This is a genomic window from Methylobacterium sp. J-118, from assembly GCF_057836565.1.
In genome coordinates, this window is sequence record NZ_JBYQFA010000001.1 from 4,236,063 (window position 1) to 4,255,033 (window position 18,971).

General features: G+C 64.6%; 24 protein-coding genes. 18 read left to right on the top strand and 6 right to left on the bottom strand.

The annotated features are described in order from the left end of the window. Positions 1–96 precede the first annotated feature (96 nt). Entirely contained in the window at positions 97–810 is a 714-nt protein-coding gene (locus tag AC3IF3_RS20630; RefSeq protein ID WP_489230117.1) for a hypothetical protein, read from the bottom strand. Positions 811–1,037: 227 nt separating this feature from the next. On the opposite strand from AC3IF3_RS20630, the gene AC3IF3_RS20635 reads away from it, so the two are divergent. Both AC3IF3_RS20635 and AC3IF3_RS20640 read left to right on the top strand, forming a co-directional pair. Beyond that, entirely contained in the window at positions 1,038–1,277 is a 240-nt protein-coding gene (locus tag AC3IF3_RS20635; RefSeq protein ID WP_489230118.1) for a hypothetical protein, read from the top strand. A 105-nt stretch (positions 1,278–1,382) separates the two neighbouring features. Beyond that, positions 1,383–2,912 carry a hypothetical protein gene (locus AC3IF3_RS20640; RefSeq protein WP_489230119.1) on the top strand — a complete coding sequence of 510 codons (1,530 nt, stop codon included), beginning with the start codon at positions 1,383–1,385 and terminating at the stop codon, positions 2,910–2,912. A gap of 152 nt (positions 2,913–3,064) precedes the next feature. Here the strand turns inward: AC3IF3_RS20640 and AC3IF3_RS20645 are convergent, their stop codons facing one another. Next, entirely contained in the window at positions 3,065–3,571 is a 507-nt protein-coding gene (locus AC3IF3_RS20645; RefSeq protein WP_489230120.1) for a hypothetical protein, read from the bottom strand. A 699-nt stretch (positions 3,572–4,270) separates the two neighbouring features. Here AC3IF3_RS20645 and AC3IF3_RS20650 point away from each other — a divergent pair. Next, positions 4,271–4,858: a recombinase family protein gene (locus tag AC3IF3_RS20650; RefSeq protein ID WP_489230121.1), complete on the top strand. Its 588-nt coding sequence runs from the start codon at positions 4,271–4,273 to the stop codon at positions 4,856–4,858. Here AC3IF3_RS20650 and AC3IF3_RS20655 read toward each other — a convergent pair. The 4 genes from AC3IF3_RS20655 to AC3IF3_RS20670 form a co-directional block, all read right to left on the bottom strand. Then, positions 4,841–5,329 carry a hypothetical protein gene (locus AC3IF3_RS20655; protein WP_489230122.1) on the bottom strand — a complete coding sequence of 163 codons (489 nt, stop codon included), beginning with the start codon at positions 5,327–5,329 and terminating at the stop codon, positions 4,841–4,843. The genes AC3IF3_RS20650 and AC3IF3_RS20655 overlap by 18 nt on opposite strands. 2 nt (positions 5,330–5,331) lie before the next feature. Continuing rightward, positions 5,332–6,090 (bottom strand): GTPase domain-containing protein, encoded by a 759-nt coding sequence (locus AC3IF3_RS20660; RefSeq protein WP_489230123.1) that lies wholly within the window; start codon positions 6,088–6,090, stop codon positions 5,332–5,334. 302 nt (positions 6,091–6,392) lie between these two features. Continuing rightward, positions 6,393–6,761, bottom strand: a complete 369-nt coding sequence (locus tag AC3IF3_RS20665) for a hypothetical protein (RefSeq protein WP_489230124.1) — start codon at positions 6,759–6,761, stop codon at positions 6,393–6,395. A 118-nt stretch (positions 6,762–6,879) separates the two neighbouring features. Next, positions 6,880–7,269 (bottom strand): avidin/streptavidin family protein, encoded by a 390-nt coding sequence (locus tag AC3IF3_RS20670; RefSeq protein WP_489230125.1) that lies wholly within the window; start codon positions 7,267–7,269, stop codon positions 6,880–6,882. Positions 7,270–7,825: 556 nt separating this feature from the next. Between AC3IF3_RS20670 and AC3IF3_RS20675 the strand changes: the two genes are divergently transcribed. The 15 genes from AC3IF3_RS20675 to AC3IF3_RS20745 all read left to right on the top strand — a co-directional run bounded on the left by AC3IF3_RS20675 (position 7,826) and on the right by AC3IF3_RS20745 (position 18,934). Further along, on the top strand, positions 7,826–9,067 hold the full coding sequence (locus AC3IF3_RS20675; protein WP_489230126.1) for a helix-turn-helix domain-containing protein: 1,242 nt from the start codon (positions 7,826–7,828) through the stop codon (positions 9,065–9,067). Continuing rightward, positions 9,067–9,507 (top strand): hypothetical protein, encoded by a 441-nt coding sequence (locus AC3IF3_RS20680; RefSeq protein ID WP_489230127.1) that lies wholly within the window; start codon positions 9,067–9,069, stop codon positions 9,505–9,507. The genes AC3IF3_RS20675 and AC3IF3_RS20680 overlap by 1 nt, the downstream gene beginning before the upstream one ends. Beyond that, complete coding sequence (locus AC3IF3_RS20685) at positions 9,504–9,740, top strand: hypothetical protein (RefSeq protein ID WP_489230128.1); 237 nt, start codon at positions 9,504–9,506, stop codon at positions 9,738–9,740. The genes AC3IF3_RS20680 and AC3IF3_RS20685 overlap by 4 nt, the downstream gene beginning before the upstream one ends. Further along, positions 9,737–10,153, top strand: a complete 417-nt coding sequence (locus tag AC3IF3_RS20690; protein ID WP_489230129.1) for a hypothetical protein — start codon at positions 9,737–9,739, stop codon at positions 10,151–10,153. Before AC3IF3_RS20685 ends, AC3IF3_RS20690 begins: the two co-directional genes overlap by 4 nt. Before the next feature lie 121 nt (positions 10,154–10,274). Continuing rightward, positions 10,275–10,829, top strand: a complete 555-nt coding sequence (locus AC3IF3_RS20695) for a phage antirepressor N-terminal domain-containing protein (protein WP_489230130.1) — start codon at positions 10,275–10,277, stop codon at positions 10,827–10,829. Between the two features lies 1 nt (position 10,830). Next, entirely contained in the window at positions 10,831–12,027 is a 1,197-nt protein-coding gene (locus tag AC3IF3_RS20700; RefSeq protein WP_489230131.1) for a tyrosine-type recombinase/integrase, read from the top strand. A gap of 71 nt (positions 12,028–12,098) precedes the next feature. Continuing rightward, positions 12,099–12,557, top strand: a complete 459-nt coding sequence (locus AC3IF3_RS20705) for a hypothetical protein (RefSeq protein WP_489230132.1) — start codon at positions 12,099–12,101, stop codon at positions 12,555–12,557. A 35-nt stretch (positions 12,558–12,592) separates the two neighbouring features. Beyond that, on the top strand, positions 12,593–13,879 hold the full coding sequence (locus AC3IF3_RS20710) for a S49 family peptidase (RefSeq protein ID WP_489230133.1): 1,287 nt from the start codon (positions 12,593–12,595) through the stop codon (positions 13,877–13,879). A 52-nt stretch (positions 13,880–13,931) separates the two neighbouring features. After that, on the top strand, positions 13,932–14,312 hold the full coding sequence (locus AC3IF3_RS20715; protein WP_489230134.1) for a head decoration protein: 381 nt from the start codon (positions 13,932–13,934) through the stop codon (positions 14,310–14,312). Between the two features lie 105 nt (positions 14,313–14,417). Then, positions 14,418–15,458 (top strand): major capsid protein, encoded by a 1,041-nt coding sequence (locus AC3IF3_RS20720; protein WP_489230135.1) that lies wholly within the window; start codon positions 14,418–14,420, stop codon positions 15,456–15,458. A 102-nt stretch (positions 15,459–15,560) separates the two neighbouring features. Beyond that, a complete protein-coding gene (locus tag AC3IF3_RS20725; protein WP_489230136.1) occupies positions 15,561–15,803 on the top strand; it encodes a hypothetical protein in 243 nt (80 codons plus the stop codon). Positions 15,804–15,837: 34 nt separating this feature from the next. Further along, positions 15,838–16,266 carry a hypothetical protein gene (locus AC3IF3_RS20730; RefSeq protein WP_489230137.1) on the top strand — a complete coding sequence of 143 codons (429 nt, stop codon included), beginning with the start codon at positions 15,838–15,840 and terminating at the stop codon, positions 16,264–16,266. Next, complete coding sequence (locus AC3IF3_RS20735) at positions 16,263–17,042, top strand: hypothetical protein (RefSeq protein WP_489230138.1); 780 nt, start codon at positions 16,263–16,265, stop codon at positions 17,040–17,042. Before AC3IF3_RS20730 ends, AC3IF3_RS20735 begins: the two co-directional genes overlap by 4 nt. Further along, positions 17,042–17,290 carry a hypothetical protein gene (locus AC3IF3_RS20740; RefSeq protein ID WP_489230139.1) on the top strand — a complete coding sequence of 83 codons (249 nt, stop codon included), beginning with the start codon at positions 17,042–17,044 and terminating at the stop codon, positions 17,288–17,290. The genes AC3IF3_RS20735 and AC3IF3_RS20740 overlap by 1 nt, the downstream gene beginning before the upstream one ends. Positions 17,291–17,368: 78 nt before the next feature. Continuing rightward, complete coding sequence (locus AC3IF3_RS20745) at positions 17,369–18,934, top strand: phage tail sheath subtilisin-like domain-containing protein (RefSeq protein ID WP_489230140.1); 1,566 nt, start codon at positions 17,369–17,371, stop codon at positions 18,932–18,934. The last annotated feature ends 37 nt before the right edge of the window (positions 18,935–18,971 follow it).

Below are 18,971 nucleotides of genomic sequence, written 5' to 3' on the forward strand. Positions count from 1 at the left end.
AGCTCTATAACCCGCGAAAGCTAAAAGCTAAAAATTGATTCGATATTATCAATTCTCCAAAAAATACATTTACGACACACGCATCTGCTTTTGCTATCAGCATTTAGCTTGTTGACGCTTTTCCCGAAGCTGTCGACATGTGTCGCGTGATTTGAATAGCGCAGTGGTTGCAGAAACCATGCTTGATACGAGCGTATTCACTGGTTGAGCGGGAAGCTTCCCATTCGATGGTATACCTGTAGAAAGCATAGATCTTGCGTATTTAATAGAATTTAGCGCATCCTCTACTATCGCAATGTTCGCGCGTGCGTCCTCAAAGTCAATACTCGCGTACAAAAGATTAAAAGCTTTCGCACTATCTAGAAACTGAACTACTTGTTCAATTAGCAGAGACAGTGCATTTTGAAATTCCCCCGCGTTCTTCCGTGTTGGATTTTTGACATACGCTTGGGCCTGATACAATGCGCCGCCGTTGCCGCCATCGATCACCGGCATGAGATCCATATTATATAAGTACACCGAAACGATGAAAGATTGATGCTCAAAGTTGCTCAATTGATACGGTGAAATCGAGCAGACGTAATGACTTTGCACTTTATCGGTCGAAAAAAAATAGTCTCTCAAAGCCTGAACAGCCGCGATTGCCGCTGAAATGCCGCCAAATATTACATTTAGATCGAATTTTACGAGTGCAAGTCCTAGGCCCTCTCTGTCATAATTATCGCTTTGGGCAAATGATCTGAGAGCAAAAATATTCAATGCAATAGTGCTTACGCACCCTGAGATCAATTGCCGACGATAAGGGCCCATGACTCACCTCATGAACGGCTCTGCAAATCTTAACTGGAATCCTACTACCTTGCAAGAAGCTCACAAAATATCGCAATCGATCCAAAGGGACCAAGTACCCGGCTGCCCCTCGATCCGCATTCCTGAAAGGTCTCGACGGACAGCCAGGGCTCGACCTCGGCAACGGGACGATGCGGATACCCTCCGGCGCAATCCGCTCGATTCCGACCAGGATGCCAGACCGCGCCGTGCCCGACGTGCCGCGCTATGGATCCGGCGGAGGCTCGGCGGCCGACATGCAGGCGGCGGCCGACCGCATGCATGCCGCAGCCGAGCGCATGGAGCAGATGTCGGTCCGTACCCACCACACCATCGAGTTGACCGGCTCCGGCCGTGATAGCGCTCGGGTGAAGAAAATGCGCCGCTTCGATGACGGTCCGGTTCGCGGCAACGTCGGGGTCAGCATGCTGCAGACCGAAATCGGGTAGGCGGTCACTTCATCAGACACCCAAATCGATTGAGCCCCGCCCGGCACCCCGGGTGGGGCTTTCGTTTTTGCGGTTCCGTGGCTCGCATCGAAGAGGATTGAAACGATGCCTGGTCCCAGTAAGCGCCTGTTCATGAGCGGCCCGGGCGGCGCGCCCGGCCCGGCCAACGTTCTCACGATCCGGTCCATCCTGACCGGGCCCGCCGGGTCCGCCGCCTCCGCGACCGTTTCCGGCACGGCACCCAACCAAGTCATCGACCTCATCATTCCCCGCGGCGATGTCGGCGCGGCCGGACCCGCGGCCTACGCGCCGATCGTGCCTTGGGCCCAGGGGCTCCTGTGCGTGGCCTCCGCGCCCGCCACGACCGTCTCGGTCAACGGCGGGTCCTACGTCTGCGCCGTCTCCAACATCGCCTCGGCGTCCTTCGCCACCGACCTCGCCGCCGGATACTGGCTCCCGCTCGCCCCGGCCGGCGCGGCCGGGAACGGGATCCAGAACGGTTCCGGCGCACCGGCCAACAGCCTCGGCGCCAACGGCGACTTCTACCTCGACACGGCCAACACCCGGCTCTACGGGCCGAAGGCCGGCGGCGCTTGGCCCACCGGCTACACCGGCCTCGTCGGCGCCGGGGCGCTGCTCGCCGCCAACAACCTGTCGGACGTGTCGAGCCCGATCGCCGCGCAGGCGAGCCTCGGCCTGATGACGCAACCCCAAGGGCGCCTGACGCTGACCTCCGGCACGCCGGTGATGACCTCCGCCGTCTCTGCAGCCAGCACGGTCTACTATACCCCACTCGGTCGTTTGGCCCTGGTCGGAACAGGTCTCTCGACGCCGCCCGTGCCGGCGTTCTTCAGCGAGGTCTCCCAGGCCCTCTCCGACGCCACGAAGAGCCCGAGCGCGGCGGCGGCCGGGCAGGTCTACGATTACTTCGCCTGGAATGACGGCGGTACGTTCCGCGTCACGCGCGGCCCGGCTTGGTCGGCCGGTGCCGGTGCGGGATCGAACACGGCGCGCGGCACCGGGGCCGGCTCGACCGCGCTCACCCGGGTCTTCGGCGCCCTCGTCAACGCGTTCTCGATCACGAACGGCCCGGCCGCCGGCATGGGCGTGTACGTCGGCACCATCGCCACGGATCTGAGCGGCGCCACGGTGTCGTGGAGCCTTGGCGGTTCAGCTTCCAATGGCTCGCAGGCGGCCATCCTCAACGTCTGGAACGCCTTCGAGCGGCGGCTCTTCCGGCCGTTCGTGCAGGACACTACGGCGAGCTGGTCTTACGCCGGCGGCAACGGTCTCCGTTCGATTAACGGCAGCAACAGCAACCGGATCACGTTCGTCGTCGGCGTCACGGAAGATGCCGTCGAGGCCACCTACAAGACAAACTGCAACCCGGCCAGCACGCTCACCGCGGTAACGTCTTTGGGGCTGGACAGCACGACGGCTGCCGCGCCCAGTGCCATCAACGGCACCGGCGCCAACAGCTCATCGAGCGTTCAGTTCACCGATGTAGTGGCCTCTTGGTCCGGCAACTTGCTCGGCGCGCACTTCCTGCAGGCGATCGAGAACGTCAGCAGCGGAGGCTCCACCACCTTCTACGGGGCGCCCTATGGCGGCCTGCGCGGAAGCGTGAGGGCCTGACGTCCGGCCATGCGGCCGCGGAGTACAACGGCGGCGCTTCGGTCGTTAAGGACCGAGCGCGACGGCCCGCGCGAGGCGGTGACATTGACGGGACGGTTGTACGGCAGGGTGTAGCCTGCTGACGCGGCGCTGCTCTCAATCTCTGCAGCGACCTACTTTGTCGAGTCGAACAGGATTACCGGGGCCTGCTCGGTTAAAGGTGTCGCGAATCGCCACGCTCGGAAGCCAACTATTGAACCTTGATGTCCGATCAATTGCCTACCATCGTTCAAGCTGAAAAGCCGCCTTTGAGCAGGTAATATGCCCGAAGGCGAAGTTGCGCAGATAAAAAATTCTCGTTCAATGAGATACAACCAGCCACCGCGTCTACTTTGATGCTGGTCGTACTCAACATCTGAAGCGTCAGGCGCCACTTGTATGATCGGATCGTCATACACCAAAGCAGATATGCCCGTGAAAAAATGCATTGGAAAATAGGCATATGCTTCCGCCGGATCAACCTTTGGGTGAGGAAGCAAAACCAAATCCGCCGTTGCCTGACCGCTCACAGGTTGTATGACAACAGCCATGCGATTAGCGCCACGGTCGCCAAAGGATACTAGTTGCCCCGGAGTGGTCGCTGCCAAAGATAATGAACTAAGGTTCGGTGTGTGTGGCATCCATCATTCCATAACCAGATTTGCCATTTTCACTGTGCTTTTACAGCAGGATGTCCGTGTACGATAGGGTACACTGGACATCAGAGCGGCTGATTGCGGAATCAGCGGGGGGGTATCCCAGTAGCGTGACGGACTGGAGCCAAACCTGCCCAAGCTAGCGAGTGCGTCTCTGTTACCAGTATTGATGAGTTTAGTCTGAAGTACTGTAGAATAGATTCTAGAATGTCGCGCAACACCGCAGCTGTGACATTATCGCGGCCGTTGAAGAAATACTCAGCCGGAGGGAGCTGATAGACCGTCCCATCATCGGCCACTACTTGGCGAGAGAAATGACTCTGCTGCATTAAATTATGCAGATCATTGTACTCCTCACTTGAGATCACAGGACCGTTGGGATCCTTATGAAGCTCGACTCGTACGATGAACCAAACTGCCATCTGATCGACATCCTCAAATTAAATAGGCCAAGACTTCTGAGCCCGATTCGCCACGCCTGAATGCAAACCGTAGATGGCTGTGACCACAGGGAATTCTAGGTACCTACAGCCGTATGTTGGTTGTTCCGATAAGGCAGGCCCTAGTGGAACGGTCGTCAACGGAACGCCGCCTTGGCATCTGCCGTCCCGTTGAAGTCCTGACCAGCTATGGAACGGTTCGGCGCATCAACTCTCAAACCCTATCGGAACGGACGAACCTGCCATGCTTGTTGGCTACGCCCGCACCTCGACGCTTGACCAGGAGGCGGGCCTCGACGCGCAGATCCGCGACCTGACGGCTCTCGGCTGCGAGCGGCTGTTCCAAGAGCAGGTGTCGGCGGTCGGCATCCGGCCGCAGCTCGACGCAGCACTTGCCTTCCTGCGCGAGGGTGACACGTTGGTGGTGACCAAACTCGATCGGCTTGCACGCTCGGTCACTCACCTCGGCGCGCTTCTCGACGCCCTTACAGCCAAGAGCATAGCCCTGCGGGTCGCCAATCTCGGGGTCGACACCGGCACACCCACCGGCAAGCTGATGTTAGCAGTGCTCGGCGGCGTGGCGCAGTTCGAGCGGGAGATGATGCTTGAGCGTCAGCGCGAGGGGATCACCAAGGCAAAGGTCGCCGGCCTTTACAAGGGCCGGAAGCCGACGGCGCGGGCAAAGACAGCAGAGATTGAAGCCCTGGCGATCAAAGGGCTAAGTTTGAGCGCGATTGCAGCGCAATTGGGCATCGGAAAAAGCAGCGTCCATCGAATAGTCGACAATATGAAGACTTGTCAACAACAGGATACATTACAGCCTAATAAGTAGAACTACACTTATCCATATCAATAATGATTCGAGCATCCACACGGCTCTGCCTTTTTGGCCCTGCATAAAGGGCAAATCAGAACTCTTGATGAAATCCCGCAGTATCACACGATGCTTCATGACGGGTCTGGAAGCAGGAGCGTCACTACTAGATGTTCTGAACTTCACTCTGATATCCCACTGAAGTTCGTCACTTATTTCGTTGTAAATCGTGTCTCCAGCCCTAACAGATAATTCAAAACTGAATATATAAGCATAAATTGCCATGAATACAATGGTTTCTGTTGTGACCAACATAATGGCGGGCACATTTATGGCCCCACGGTAATCAAGAAATGCTATCCCTAACAACCCTAGATTCAAACAGCCCAAACCAACTAAGGTTGTTGCTTTTGATCTAAGCAACTGCGTAATCTTGGTTAGGCGCCCAAGATATTCATCGATCTCAGGAGAGTCGGTCTCAAGCATCATAATTATTTTCCGCCAATTTGACGCGTCGATTCGGTGAAAACGCGAAGCACCTCGTTCCTCATGTCGCGGCGGGTTTTATCTCCGAACTCGCTCGAACCTCCAATCTTACCGTAGAATCTCTCTGATAACGAAGAATATGGTCTAACAATGTGAATGCTGCCAGGGAATAAATTTTGGATTCGGTGGGCATATGGACCTTTGGTATAATAATCTAGAACCTCCTCGCGGCTATCCCACCAAATATCGGCTTTAGTAACTACAGTAAGAACCCACTCCGAAGTCATTACGGTCGCCCATTCGGACAGAAGTTCTATTTCCTTTTGCCGATGTTCGCTCAAATATTCCAATATAACACCCTCGTCTTTCAGTACAGAGGCGGCCGGCACTCCGTATTCATGGTATCCATAACAAACAAAGTTAGCAACTCCACCAAATCCTTCGCGAATAGATTTAGCTAGCGCGCGACGTCGACGCTCTTGATGCTCTAATTGACCTGGGGTATCGGTCAGTTCAAACAGTAAGCCTCCAATATCATATCTACCTTCATTCGCGAACTCGGTCCGATTTGCGATCGACAGTGGTGTTGACTGCGGGTTATTAATTGAGTCTCCGAATTGTGTCTTGCCAACGCCACTCGACCCAAGAAGCAATACTTTGTGCTTGGTGCGGAAATAATCTAACGCGTCTTCAAACCAACCTTCTCGCTTTGCGATTTTTATCAGTTCATATCCCAAAGACACAGCGCCTGCGGCTGATGACATACTAGACCCTCAATTCGTGCGCCGCGCGCCGCTGGCGAGTTGCTTGATGTAAGCCTCTGAGCGGAACATACAATTGCGCTGCGAGCGGCTGAAGCCAGCTTTTCATTCTGCGCACCAGCGTTCCTCCGTACTGCGTAGGTTGCGAAAGATTTGCATTTTCTGAGGGAGCCATAGCTCATCGTGGGACGACAAAGCACCGCAGCCGAAACCAGGTGCCGCGTGCCACGATAACCCTGCCGCCGCGGAGTTAAGTGGGTCAGTACGCAAAAACTCGCACTCCTTACCGCGCGGCGGGTCCGCGTTCACGAAAAGGTCGACGCTTCTCGTAAGAACGCCTCGACGGCCAGCGCCTCGTCCTTCCACTGGCCGCCCTGGCCGCCGCGTCGCGTGTTGACCGCCCACGGCTTCAGCATCTGGCGAACGTCGCGTCGCTCGAAGCGGCCCGAGTCGACCGGCACCAGCGTGTACTTGATCGGGTGATAGGCGAGCATAACGGTCGGAAGTTTGTCGACCTCGCCGTTGCGTGTGGCGTGCAGGCAGAGCGAGCCGCCTTGTTCGTCGCTCAACAGGATCACCGTCCAGCCGATTGCCTCAAGCTCGGCTCGATGGCGCTCTGTTAAGGCCGCGATCGGCAGCGAGTGGTTCGCGCCGTCATCTTGAGCCTTGGCCATGCGGTCCTCCTCGGGATGCTGAGCAGGACGATGACGGCGCGGATTGAGGGAGTCGAGTGCGGCGAACGCAAAGGCGCGCGCCTTACCGGGCGGCAGGGTTTCAGACCAACTCGCAGATCTAGCGGTAGAACTCGTCAGCCCCCGACAGGATCATCTTCCACTGTTTTTGCGGATCTGTCTCGTCAGCAACTGCCTGGACGATATGCCATAAAGTTAGCAGTTTCGCACTGCCGTCTTGCTCGACGTGGTGGCCAATCCAAGTCGTAATCTCGGGACCCCAGTTGACCGTAAAAGAAAACAAGTCACCGGAAACGGTGCCGATCAGCGAGAATGGCTCGGTCGGGCCGCCGTCGTTGCTTACGTTGCTCGTGTAGGAGCCGGTGAGCTTTTCTTCCTCCACCTTAAGCTCCATCGTGGAGCCCAACTCGTTGTGCCAGCAACCATTGAAGTCGAATTCCTTCGGTGTCGCGGACACCGTCTTGAACACAATCTGCTCGGCGTGTCGCATGGCGCATCCATCCCTACGGTCGCTCTGTGGCGGCGACGAATCGAATTCTATCGTAACCAATCATTGTGGGGGAAGCCGCACGGGTTTTTGGCCGTTTCACGAGGCGCCGCCAGTAAGCGTAGCTTGCGTATCAAAGCGCCATGGAGGCGCCAGATGGGGGTCGGACAGGTCGTGCGGCGCCCCGCAACCTGTCAAGCGCGCACGCACGAAACCCCCGCCGCCTTGCCGGGCGCGGGGTGTTCGTGTCATGATTTCTGCGGAGCGTGGAAACTCCCGAACCGGACCCCTGCAAGGGTTGGCGGTTCAGTCCAGAGCGGAAGTTCGTCACCTTGCCGGGTGAAGAGCCCCGTAATGAACGTGCTCACCTCCCGGTGAGCGCGACCGGCTCACTATGCCGGGAGTGCGGCGATACGGTCAAGAGGTAACTCTCGGCCGCGATACAACAGCCCCTCGGGGTAAAGATCGCCGCGCACGTTCTCTGGGCGTGTTTCCACCCTCCCGGCGCCAGCGCTGTCCGCTGGCATGGTTTTCCCCGCCATGGGGGAAACCCCCGGCCGTGGAAAGCCGGGTCGAATCCCAGAGACGATCCCTGATGACTAGAACCAGCCTCGCGCTGGTGCACGACAGCAGTGCATCAGCGTTCGACCCATCCGCGTTGCGTGACGCCGATGGAGAACCCCGCGTGCGGGACCTTGAGTTAGCCCATCGCTTGGGCTTCACAGATCCTCACAAGATCCGCGCGCTTATCGCCCGGAACGCCGGTGAGCTTTCGACCCATGGAGAGATTTCCGCCACGGCGGCGGAAAACACCGATCCGAGCGGCAGGGGGCGGCCCGGCAAAGAGTACTGGCTCAACGAGGGCCAAGCTCTCGTCATCTGCGCTCTCTCCCGCACCCCGCAGGCCGCCCTGGTCCGCAAGGCGGTTATCGAGGTGTTCCTCGCCTACCGGCGGGGACAGCTCCCGGTGGAGCACGAGGCCGCGCAGACGCTGGCGCATCTCGCCTCGGAGGTAGCCGAACTCCGTCAGCGCGTGGCGTTGATCGGCGCCGCCCCGCACGTTCGGCCGAAGTACAAGGGCGCTTGGCTCCCCGGTACGGTGGCGCTGACAGTCTCTGATCTCAGCACCGCGCAGGATAGCGAGCCGCGCGTCTATGACGAGCGCGTGGGCGTCCAGCTCGGCTTCCGCGACCCGCTGCCGGTGCGCAACCTCGTGCGCTCGCACCGGGCGGCGCTGTCGGGCCTCGGCCGCATCCTCAGCAGTTCGGGGGCCGCACCGGCCCGCGGCAACCACGGCCGACCGCTCGTTGGCTACTGGCTGACCGAGATGCAGGCGCTTGCCGTCTGCGACCTCGTGTCGGGCAACGTCGCCTCGGCGACGCGCACGCGCATCCTGCGGGTGTTCGCCGAATTCCGGCGCGGGCGGGAGGAGATCGCCACCGGCGGCGGCTTCATCGCCCTCCAGGAACGGGATCGCGTGATCGCCGAGATGCGCGAGCGCATCGACGCGCTGGAGGCGGACGCTCAGGCTGCGGCCGAGCGGACGGCCCAACCCACTGCGCGGCTCCCAAGGCCGAGTGAAGTGACGGCCACCGACCAGCTCGAGGGCGCGCTCCTCGTGGGCGTGCCAGACATCGCCCGTTTCCTCGGGATGCGGGAATCGCAGGCGAGACACCGATGCAGTCGCGGGCTGATCCCGTCATTCCGCATCGGCTCGACCATCTGCGTGCGCAAGGTCACCCTTGAGCGCTGGATGGCTGATCAAGAGGTCGCCGCGGCGATCAAGGCGGGGAGGCGCTGATGCACCCCCATCGCCATGCACACCCCTTGCCGGCTTCCGGCGGCCTCGCTGAGGCGATCATGACCCTGCGGGCGAGTGACCCCCACTTCGCCCGCAACCCCGGCCTCCTGGCACTCCGCCGGGCGCTCGCCGACCGGATCGAGACGGACATCGCCACCCTCGACCTTCTCGGCGGTGATCCGGACTTCGAGCCGAGCCTAGGCGCGCCGAACCCGTTCACCGCCGGCCCGGCCCTGGATTGGGCCTATGGCAGCGGCGACGACCGGGAGGACGATCCGGCCGAAGGTCCCGAGGGCGACGACGAGCGCGAACCCGATACGGACGGCGAGCCAGATCACGACATGGAGGCGAACGCCCCCGAGTGGGTCGGCTTGTGCGAACAGGCGTTCTACACCGGGCAAGGCTCCCTGGCGCACGATGCAGGGGAGGGCGGACGATGAACCAAGATCATCGCCGGGAGGACCTTCCCGGCCTCATCTTCAGCATGGAAGGTGATGTCCGCGACCTCATCAAATGGGCGGATGTCGTCTTCGCGCTGGGCTCTACCGACAACGATCCAAGCGATTGCCTTCTCATCGTCGGCCCAGCGATGCGTGCCGTCGCTGAACGCGTCGAACGGGACTGGGAACGCGCTTGGGATCTGGTCCGACCGAGCGGGGAGGGCAGCCAATGACCTCCTCGACCCGCCGCGCCACCCTCGGCGCCATCCTCGCGGCGCCACTAGCGCCGATCCCGCAGCCCGCTTCGGCAATAGCATCAACTTCGCTGCTGCGCCTCGTGCAGAAGTACGAGGCCGATCACCGCGCTCTTCACGACGAAATGGACAGGCTCGACGGTATCGACCGGACTTGGAGTGAGGAGACTAGTCGTCTGATCACGGCCTGCGGAGAGCTACGAGCGGCGATCGCACTCCAACCCTGCAACGGACTGCCGGATGTTCTGCTCAAGGTGAGGGCGTTCGCCCTCAGCGACGATCCTGACAGCGGCTGGTTCGATTTGCGCAGTGATATCAAGCGTCAGGGCGGCCACGCATACGATATGGACGTGGCCCACGCCGTGATGCTCGACCTCATGCGCATGGTCTGACGACACCTTGGCCCGGCCGCAATCCTGCGGCCGGGCCTTTCTCGTTCGAAACCTGTGCGGCGCTCAGGTTTGAACGCGCTCCACCAATCATCGGATTTTCCGACAATTTAGGAGACTTCCCGTGGGTCAGATCGTGACCGTGAACTTCCGTGGAGACGAACTTTACGGCTTCCGCCGCGAAGATGGCGAGTACGTCGCCCTCAAGCCGATCGTCGAGGCAATGGGCCTCGACTGGACTGCGCAGCTCCGCCGGGTGAAGCGCGATCCGATCCTGTCTGAAGGTATGGCCATGATGACCATACCTTTTAGCCGGGGCGGCACGCAGGAGGCGGCATGCCTGCGCCTCGACCTCGTCAACGGCTGGCTGTTCACCGTCGACACCAACCGCATCCGGCATGAGTCCACGCGCGAGAAGGCGCTCGCCTATCAGCGCGAGGCTTACCGGGTGCTGGCGCGTGCCTTCGGCGTCACGGCCGAGCCGGAGGCTTCGCCCGATATCGCCTACGGCACCGCCTGCAACCTCGTGACCGAGGCGCGCCGCAGCTACGGCAAGGCCGCCGCGCGTGAGCTGTGGCCTAAGCTCGGCCTGCCGATGACGCCGGCCATGCTGGCGGTTCTTGAATCGAACGTTAAGGCCGCGCAGGGCACCCTGTTCCCGATCGAGGGAGGGCGCTGACATGGCGAGCGTTCGCAAGCTCACGACACCGAACCGCGAGGGCAAATTCCCGTGGGTGGTGGAGTACACCGACGCGAGCGGCAAGCGCCGCCGCGCCACTCCGAAGAGCGGCCTCAAGAAGGATGCCGATGCGCTTCGACGAAAGATCGAGGAGGAACTCGATCACGGCACGCATGTCGCCGCTTCGCAATCGACGACGCTCGCCGATGCCGCCGAGCGTTGGCTCAACGACTGTGAGCGTCGCCACCGGATCGACGACAAGATGGCCGGCGGTACGCTCGCCAAATACCGGGGCAGCGTGCGCGCTCACATTCTCCCGGCGCTCGGCCAGCACCGGCTCCCCGAACTGACGTTCGCCGTCCTGCAGAGCTTTGTGAATGCCAAGGCCGAGACGCTGATGGCGGGCACGGTCGACAACATCTGCGTGGCGCTCAAGCAGGTGCTCAAGTTCGCGGTGGCGCAGAACACACTAGTTCTCAGCCCGCTCACGGGTCGGGCGCTGCGGGTGCCGAACCGCCGCCCGACGCGCAAAAAGATCCCGTCGAAGGACGAGATGCGCCGCATCCTCGAAGCCGCTTGTCGGCGCGAGCCGCGTGAGCAGCGCGCCGCCTTCCGGGCGACGCTCGCCCTCGTGCTGCTCTCGACCTTCGCCGGCCTGCGGCGCGGCGAGATCTGCGCCTTGCAATGGGAGAACATCGACTTCGAGGCCGACGAGCTGCACGTCCGGCACAGCCAGTCGCACTATGATGGTCTCAAGGGGCCGAAGAGCGCGGCGGGCAACCGGACGGTGCCGCTCGCGCCGCAGGTGTCGGCGTTCCTACGGGCGCTCCACGTCGAGTGCGGCCCAGCGCCGACCGGCTACGTGCTGCTCAACGCCAAGGGCAGACCGTTCGAGGTGAACGCGCTTTGGTTCAATTTCGTGCGGCTTCTTAAAAAGGCAGGCCTTACCGACCCGGTGGACAAGCCGCTCTATACGCTGCACGCGCTGCGGCACTTCAACGTGTCGATCCTCGCCTCGGTCGGGCTGCAGCCGTTCAACATCAAGACGCTCGTGGGGCACAGCTCGATCGCCATGACCATGGACGTGTACGGGCACATGTTCCGGGACGACGGCACGAGCCGCAAAGCGATCCACGCCTCGGCCGCACTGCTTGATCCGGGGCGACTGATCCCGCCACTGACGGCCCGTCACCCGTAAGCCGACGCGACAAAAACGCGACATTTCTATCTAACGCATTGTTTTAATTAAGTTTAATTGACCGGGGGCAGGTGAACTACTCGTCCGCCCGGGCGGCCCTGCTCGAAGTCTGGCGCGGCTTCACCGCGCGCAAGGAGCACTTCGCCACCCAGTTCATGCAGCCGATCTACGCGGCATGGCTGGAGGAGGCGCTCGACCGTGGCATCGTCAAAGCCCCGAAGGGCGCACCGGACTTCCGGGCGAAGAAGGCGGCCTACTGCGCGGCCAAGTGGATCGGGCCTGCCCGCGGCTGGGTCGACCCGCTGAAAGAGGCCTCCGCCGCGATCGAGCGCACCGCCGCCGGCCTGTCCACCCGCGAGCGGGAGGCGGCCGAGCAGGGCGCCGACTGGGAGGAGGATGCCCAGCAGCAGGCGCGCGAGCGCCGCTACCTCATCCGCCTCGGCCTCGACCCGGACGCGGCGCGCGGAACCCCCGCGCGCAAGGCCGAAGGGAACGACGCGGCGCCGAAGTCCGAGGACGACGACACCTGATGCGGCCCCGGGCCGCCCGCCCGAGGTTTTCAGCCATGTCGAACCTGATGGCGGCCCTGTTCCCCGAGGGCCGGCCCTGCCTCGTCGATGGCGCGGCCGCCGGCGAGGTCTCCGCCTGTCTGGCCGCGCTCGTGGCCGATCCGCACGCCGCCGACCTGCTCGCCGGTCAGGCGGCGCTGGCGGTGGCCGATGACGGCTTCTGGCCCGCGCCCGGCCACTGGATGAACGCCTACCGCCCCTACGTGGTCGCGGGCGGCGTGCTCCAGATCCCGGTCAAGGGCATCCTGCTCGCCAACCTGAGCTTTGCGGTCGCCACATACGCCACCGGCTACGTCTACATCCGCCGCGCCCTGGAGCGCGGGCTGGCCGACCCGGGCGTCAAGGGGATCGCCTTCCTGTGTGACAGCCCGGGCGGCGAGGTCGCGGGCAATTTCGACCTCGTCGATGCGATCTTCGCCGCGCGCGGACAGAAGCCGCTCCGGGCGTTCGCCCACGAGCGTGCGGCGTCGGCGGCCTACTCGATCGCCTCGGCCGCCGACCAGATCTGGGTCGCCCGCACCGGCACCGTCGGCTCGATCGGCATCGTGGTGAGCCACACCGACGCCTCGGCCGCGCTGGAGAAGGCCGGGCTCAAAATCACGTTCATCTACGCCGGCAAGCACAAGGTCGACGGCAACTCGGCCGAGCCGCTGCCCGACGACGTCAAGGCGCGCTGGCAGGCGCGGGTCGACGAGCTGATGGCCGTGTTCGTCGACACGGTCGCCCGCAACCGGGCGATGGAACCCGACGCGGTCCGGGCGACCGAGGCCCTGACCTATGGGGCGAGCCAAGCCATCACGGTCGGGCTCGCCGACGCAATCGGCTCCCTGGAGGACGCCGTCGCCGCCTTTGCGGCGGACCTTTCCACCGACGCAGAGGACGACGAGAGCATGTCCGACATCACCCAGGCGGCCCACGACGCGGCCCTCGCCAGCGCGCGGGCCGAGGCCCTGGCGGCCGGCCAGACCGCCGGTCAGACCGCGGGCGCCACCGACGCCAAGACCCGGATCAAGGAGATCCTCGGCTCCGAGGAGGCCAAGGGCCGCGAGGATCTGGCCCAGCACTTCGCCTTTGACAGCGACCTGCCGGCCGCGGCCGCGCTCGCCGCGCTCGCCAAGGCTCCGAAGGCCGCCGCCCCCGAGCCGGCCAAGCCGAACCTCGCCTCCGACATGGCCGGCGAGAAGGCGATCGAGCTGGGCGCCAGCGGTGGCCAGAACCCGGCCAACATGTCCGACGCCGACCGCGGCGCGGCCGAAGCCAAGGCGCTGATCGGCCTGCGCTGAGCGGGCCGCCCGCGCCTCACCCCCACCCCTTCCGCCGCCGGAGAGCGCCGCGATGACCGATTATCCCCCGTACAACCCGACCTCGCTGCGCGCCGGCGAGCACCAGCGCGACCGCGCCATCACCGTCGCGTCGGGCGCCAATGCCTCGGGCGTCCTGCTGATGCGCGGCACCGTGCTCGGTCGCATCACCGCGTCCGACAAGTACGTGCCCTGCGTCAAGACGGCCTCCGACGGCTCCCAGGCCCCGGCGATGGTGCTCGCCTTCAACATCGACGCCTCGGCGGCCGATGTCGCCTGCTCGGGCTACGACGACGGCGAGTTCGTCGCCGAGCTGCTGACCCTCGACCCGAGCTGGACGATCGACACGCTGGAGGCCGCGCTGCGCGCCGCCGGCTCGAAGATCTACGTCCGCAAGGCCGGCACGCTCGGCTGATCCGAACCCAGGCCGACCTGAACGGTCCCGGCTGACCCGACCCTCACCCCTCCCGGCAACCTTCCAGGGCCCCGCGCGGGCCCTTCGCGTTCGGAGCCCGCGTTCATGCCGCTCGATACCAACTCCACCGCCCAGTTGCTCGGCGCCTTCGGCGTCCTCGACCGGCCGAGCCGGTTCATCCTCGACACCTTCTTCAAGTTCTTCCAGCAGTTCGACACCGAGGAGGTGTTCTTCGACCAGGTGCAGCGCGCCCGGCGTCTGGCCGCGTTCGTGGCCGATACGGTCGAGGGGCAGATCCTGCCCTCGCGCGGCTACTCGACCAAGAGCTTCACCCCTCCGACGGTGCGCCCGAAGCACGTGGTCGAGCCGTTCAAGGCGCTCAAGCGCCGCGTCGGTGAGCGCCTGCTCGGCGAGCTGACCCCCGAGCAGCGCTTCGACCTGACCATCCTCGACAACATGCTGCTGCAGGACGACGCGATCACCCGGACCGAGATCTGGATGGCGCTCCAGCTCCTGCTCACCGGCTCCGTGATCTGCCAGGGCCCGAAGTACCCGTCCAAGACCCTCAGCATGGGCCGCGATCCGAGCCTGACGATCCAGCTCACCGGCGCGCTGCGCTGGGGTCAGTCCGGGGTGGATCCGCTCCAGAACATCCGCGCGTGGTCGACCCAGGTGCAGCGCGTGTCCGGCTTCAAGCCGCGCACGGTCCTGCTCGACCCGCTGGCCGGCGACATGCTGATCAACTCCTCGACCGTCACGAAGGTGATGAACTCGTTCCGCCAGACCGCCGGCAACATCGACCTGGCCGGCAAGACCACCGGCGGCGCGGTCGGCCAGGAAGTCGCCTACCTCGGCTCGCTGCCCGAGTTCGACTTCTGGCAGTACCAGGAACTCTACGAGGACGACGCCGGCAACATTCAGCAGTTCATGCCGAACAACACGGTGATCCTCGCCAACGTCGACGCGCTCCAGGGCATCAAGACCTACGGCGCCGTGCGCGACCGGCGTGCCGGCTTCAAGGCCATGCCGCGCTTCCCCAAGGTGTGGGACGTCGAGGAGCCGGCCACCACGCTGCAGAACATGGCCTCCGCGCCCCTGCCGCTGTTCGGCTGGATCAACGCCTCGCTGGCCGCGACCGTCAACTGAGGCTCGACCGGGCCGGCGTGAGCGCCGGCCCACCTCGCGCGGGCGCCCGTCGCCCACCGGCTCGCGCCGACCTGACCGATCCCTCGAACTCGGAGCCGCCCCATGGCGACCAAGACCATCCGCGCCAACGTCACGCTGCACCTGCCCGGCGCCGGCCACAAGCCGTTCACGATCGACGCCAACGGCGGCGTGACCGGCGGCAAGTACGTCATCAAGGAGGTGCCCCCCGGCACGCCCGTCGAGATCGACGCCGACGAGGCCGACGCCCTGATCGAGGCCAAGAAGGCCGAACTCTACGAGGAGCCGAAGGCCGTCGCGGCCCCCAAGGCCCCGCCCGCCGCCTGATCATAGCCGGCCGCGCGGCCCGGAGGCTGAGCCCATGCCATCCCCGTTCGAGTCGGCGTGGGCCGCGCGGTCGAGCGACCTGCTCGTCCACTTCAACGAGATGGAGCCGTTCCTGCTGGAGCCTCAGACCCGGCCGACCATGACGGTCGCCGGCGGCCTTGAGGTCCCTGACGTGAACCAGGCGACCATCGCCGACCCCTACCGGCCGATGCTTCCGGTCCAGGCCGTGCTCCTCGACAAGGGGGCGCCGCTGCACGCCCACGGACGCAGCATGGCCGACTCCACCACCCGCCCGATCGTGGCCGAGTGCCCGATCGCGATCCTGCAGCTCGACGCGATCGGCACGGCTGTCGAACCCGACGATGTGCTGACTCGGACGCGCACGGGTCGGCGCTACGCGATCACCAAGGTCGTGCCGCAGCAGTTCGGGCGCGGGTTCGCGCACCTCGCGGAGGTCGGATGAGCTACGCGCTGACCGCCCTGCGGCTCGCCACGATCGCGGCCCTGAACTCGCACCCGGTGCTCGCGCGCGAGTGCCAGGGCCGGATCTACGACTCGGCGTTCGGGGATTTCAAGGCGAGCCAGCCGATCCCGGTGATCGTCGTGACCACCGAGGAGCTGAAGGGCGAGGCCTACTCCCGCAACAACGGCGGCCTGCCGTTCAACGACCATTGCAACCTGTGCCTGGAGATCGCGTTGCGGGCCACGCTCGACGGCGAGGCCGGCACCGAGATCCTCGTGCCCGCCATCGATGGCGCGAGCGAGGCGCGGCTCAACCGCTACGCGTGGTGCGCCGACGTGATGCTCACGCAGGGGCGCGTCCACCCGATCGCCAGCGGGCCGACGCCCGAGGGGAACCTCTTGGTGCGCCAGGTCCTCCGGCGGGTCCCGGAGCGGTCGAGCGCGCGCTTCGCCACGGACGAGACCGGGGTCAAGTTCGCGATCCACCTGCTGACCTATCGGGTGGAACTCAAGAACGACGCCCCCACCCTGGGCGCGTCCCCGACCGATCCCTACGCCGTGCTGCCCGACCCGCTGCGCACGGTGGCGCGGGCGGCCAAGCCCGGCTCCTACGCCGAGATGGTGTGCAAGCTTGAGGCGGCGGCGCTCGCCGGCCTGCTCACCCCGCCGAGGCCGATCCAGTCCGGCGCCTTCAACCCGGATGGCACCGGCACGCCGGTGCCGGACGATCCGGTCCCGGCCATCACCTTCCCGTTCCCGCCCGCGGAGACCCCTTGATGCGCAAGCACGTCACGCCCGCGCACCCGCGCGCGACCATCCTCGACCCGGCACGCAACCGGAAGCTGCCGCCCACCGGCGCCGACGTGACGTGGTCGGCCTACTGGGCCCGCCTGGAGATGCGCGAGGACATCACCGTGACCGACATCGCAGAGGTCGCGGCCGAGCCCGAACCTGCGGCGATCGCTGGGCCCGAGGCCGCGCACGCCGTCGAGGCCGAGCCCGCGCCCGAGGCCGCGCACGGCTGAGGCCGCCCCCCCCCCAACCCTTCCGAACCACCCACGCGGGCCGCCATCGAGCGGCCCTTCTCTTTGGAGCCCGCGCCCATGGTCGCTTCCCAGGTCGCCTTCAATTACGTCTCCGGCGACATCCGCGTCCCGCTGTTCGCGGCTGAGATCAACGCCGGCCCCCCGACCTACTCGTCGAAGTCCCCGCTCGTGCTGATCGGTCCGGCCAAGGCGGGCTCGGCGGTGGCACTCTACGGGAAGCTCTACAACGCCGGCTTCACCGATCCGAACGTGCTGTGCGGCACCGGCTCGATCCTGGCCGAGATGCTGCTCTACGCCCGCCAGATGAACCCGCTGGGCGAGATCTACCTGCTCGACCGCGGCGCCATCGCGGGTGCCGTCGCCGCCTCCGGCACGGTCGCGCTCGCCGGCACCGCTACCAGCCCCGGCACGCTCACCCGCTACATCGGCGGCGAGCGCTACGACGTGAACGTCGACACCGGCGACACTGCGGCCGTGGTCGCCGCCGCCCTGGTCGCCGAGATCGCGGGCGGCTACACCAAGTTCAACCGCGCGATGGGCGCCCCGGTCGCGGCGACCGTGGCCGCGGGCGGCACCGCCCAGGCCACCTCGGTCACCCTCACCGCCAACCATCCCGGCACCGAGGGCAACGGCATCACCATCCTAGCCGGCCTCGACGGCGACGAGGCCGAGGTCCCCGGCATCACCGCGACCGTGACCGCGATGGCCAACGGCGTGGGCGACGCGGTGATGGCGACGCTGCTCGCCAAGTTCGGCAACCAGCCGGCCGACTTCATCGGCGCGCCCTACGCCTCGACGGGCCAGCTCAACGACGTGCGGGACTTCCTCGCGGTGATCGGCGCCGGCCGCGCCTCGCCGATGGTCGGCCTCGACGGGCACTACTTCACCGCCCTGAACGGCAACCTGTCGGCGCTCACCGCCTTTGGCGACGGCCGCAACGACCCGCACGCCACGATCCTCGGCGTGAACCTCGTCCCGCACCCGCTGTGGTGCTGGATCGGCGCGCTTGCCGGCGCGGTGGCCTTCTCGAAGAACCTCGGGCGCGACCTCAAGACCGCGATCGAGATCGTGCGGCCGATGCAGACGATCGTCCTCTCGGGCCTGCGACCGTCGCACGATCCCAACAACGACTTCGCCCCGGCCGACCGGGACTCGCTGCTGCGCAACGGGATCTCGACCTTCGTGCGCACGCCCGACGGTCAGGTCGCCTGCGACCGCATCATCACGACCTACCAGACCAACGCGGCGGGGCTCGCCGACACTGGCTTCCTCGACATCGGCAAGGTGTTCGGCGGCGTCTACGTCAAGCGGCGCATGAAAAACGCGCTGCTCGGCGCGTATCCGCGCGCGGCGATGATGGAGGACAACCCGGGCTCGATCCAGGGCGCGGTCACCCCGCCCCAGGCGCGGGCGGTGGTGGTCCATGAGTACAACGCCATGCACACCGCCGGCGTCGTGCGGCAGCCCGACCTGTTCGCCGCGAGCGTCGTCGTCGACTTCGACTACGACAACCAGCGGGCGAACTTCTACCTGCCGACCGCGGTGACCCCCGGCCTCATGGTGTTCGCCGTCAACGAGACGCTGTTTGCCGACCTGGCCGAGCAGGATCCCTCCGGCCTCTGAGCCCCGGGCCCGGCGCGCGATCCGCGCCGGGCGCCCC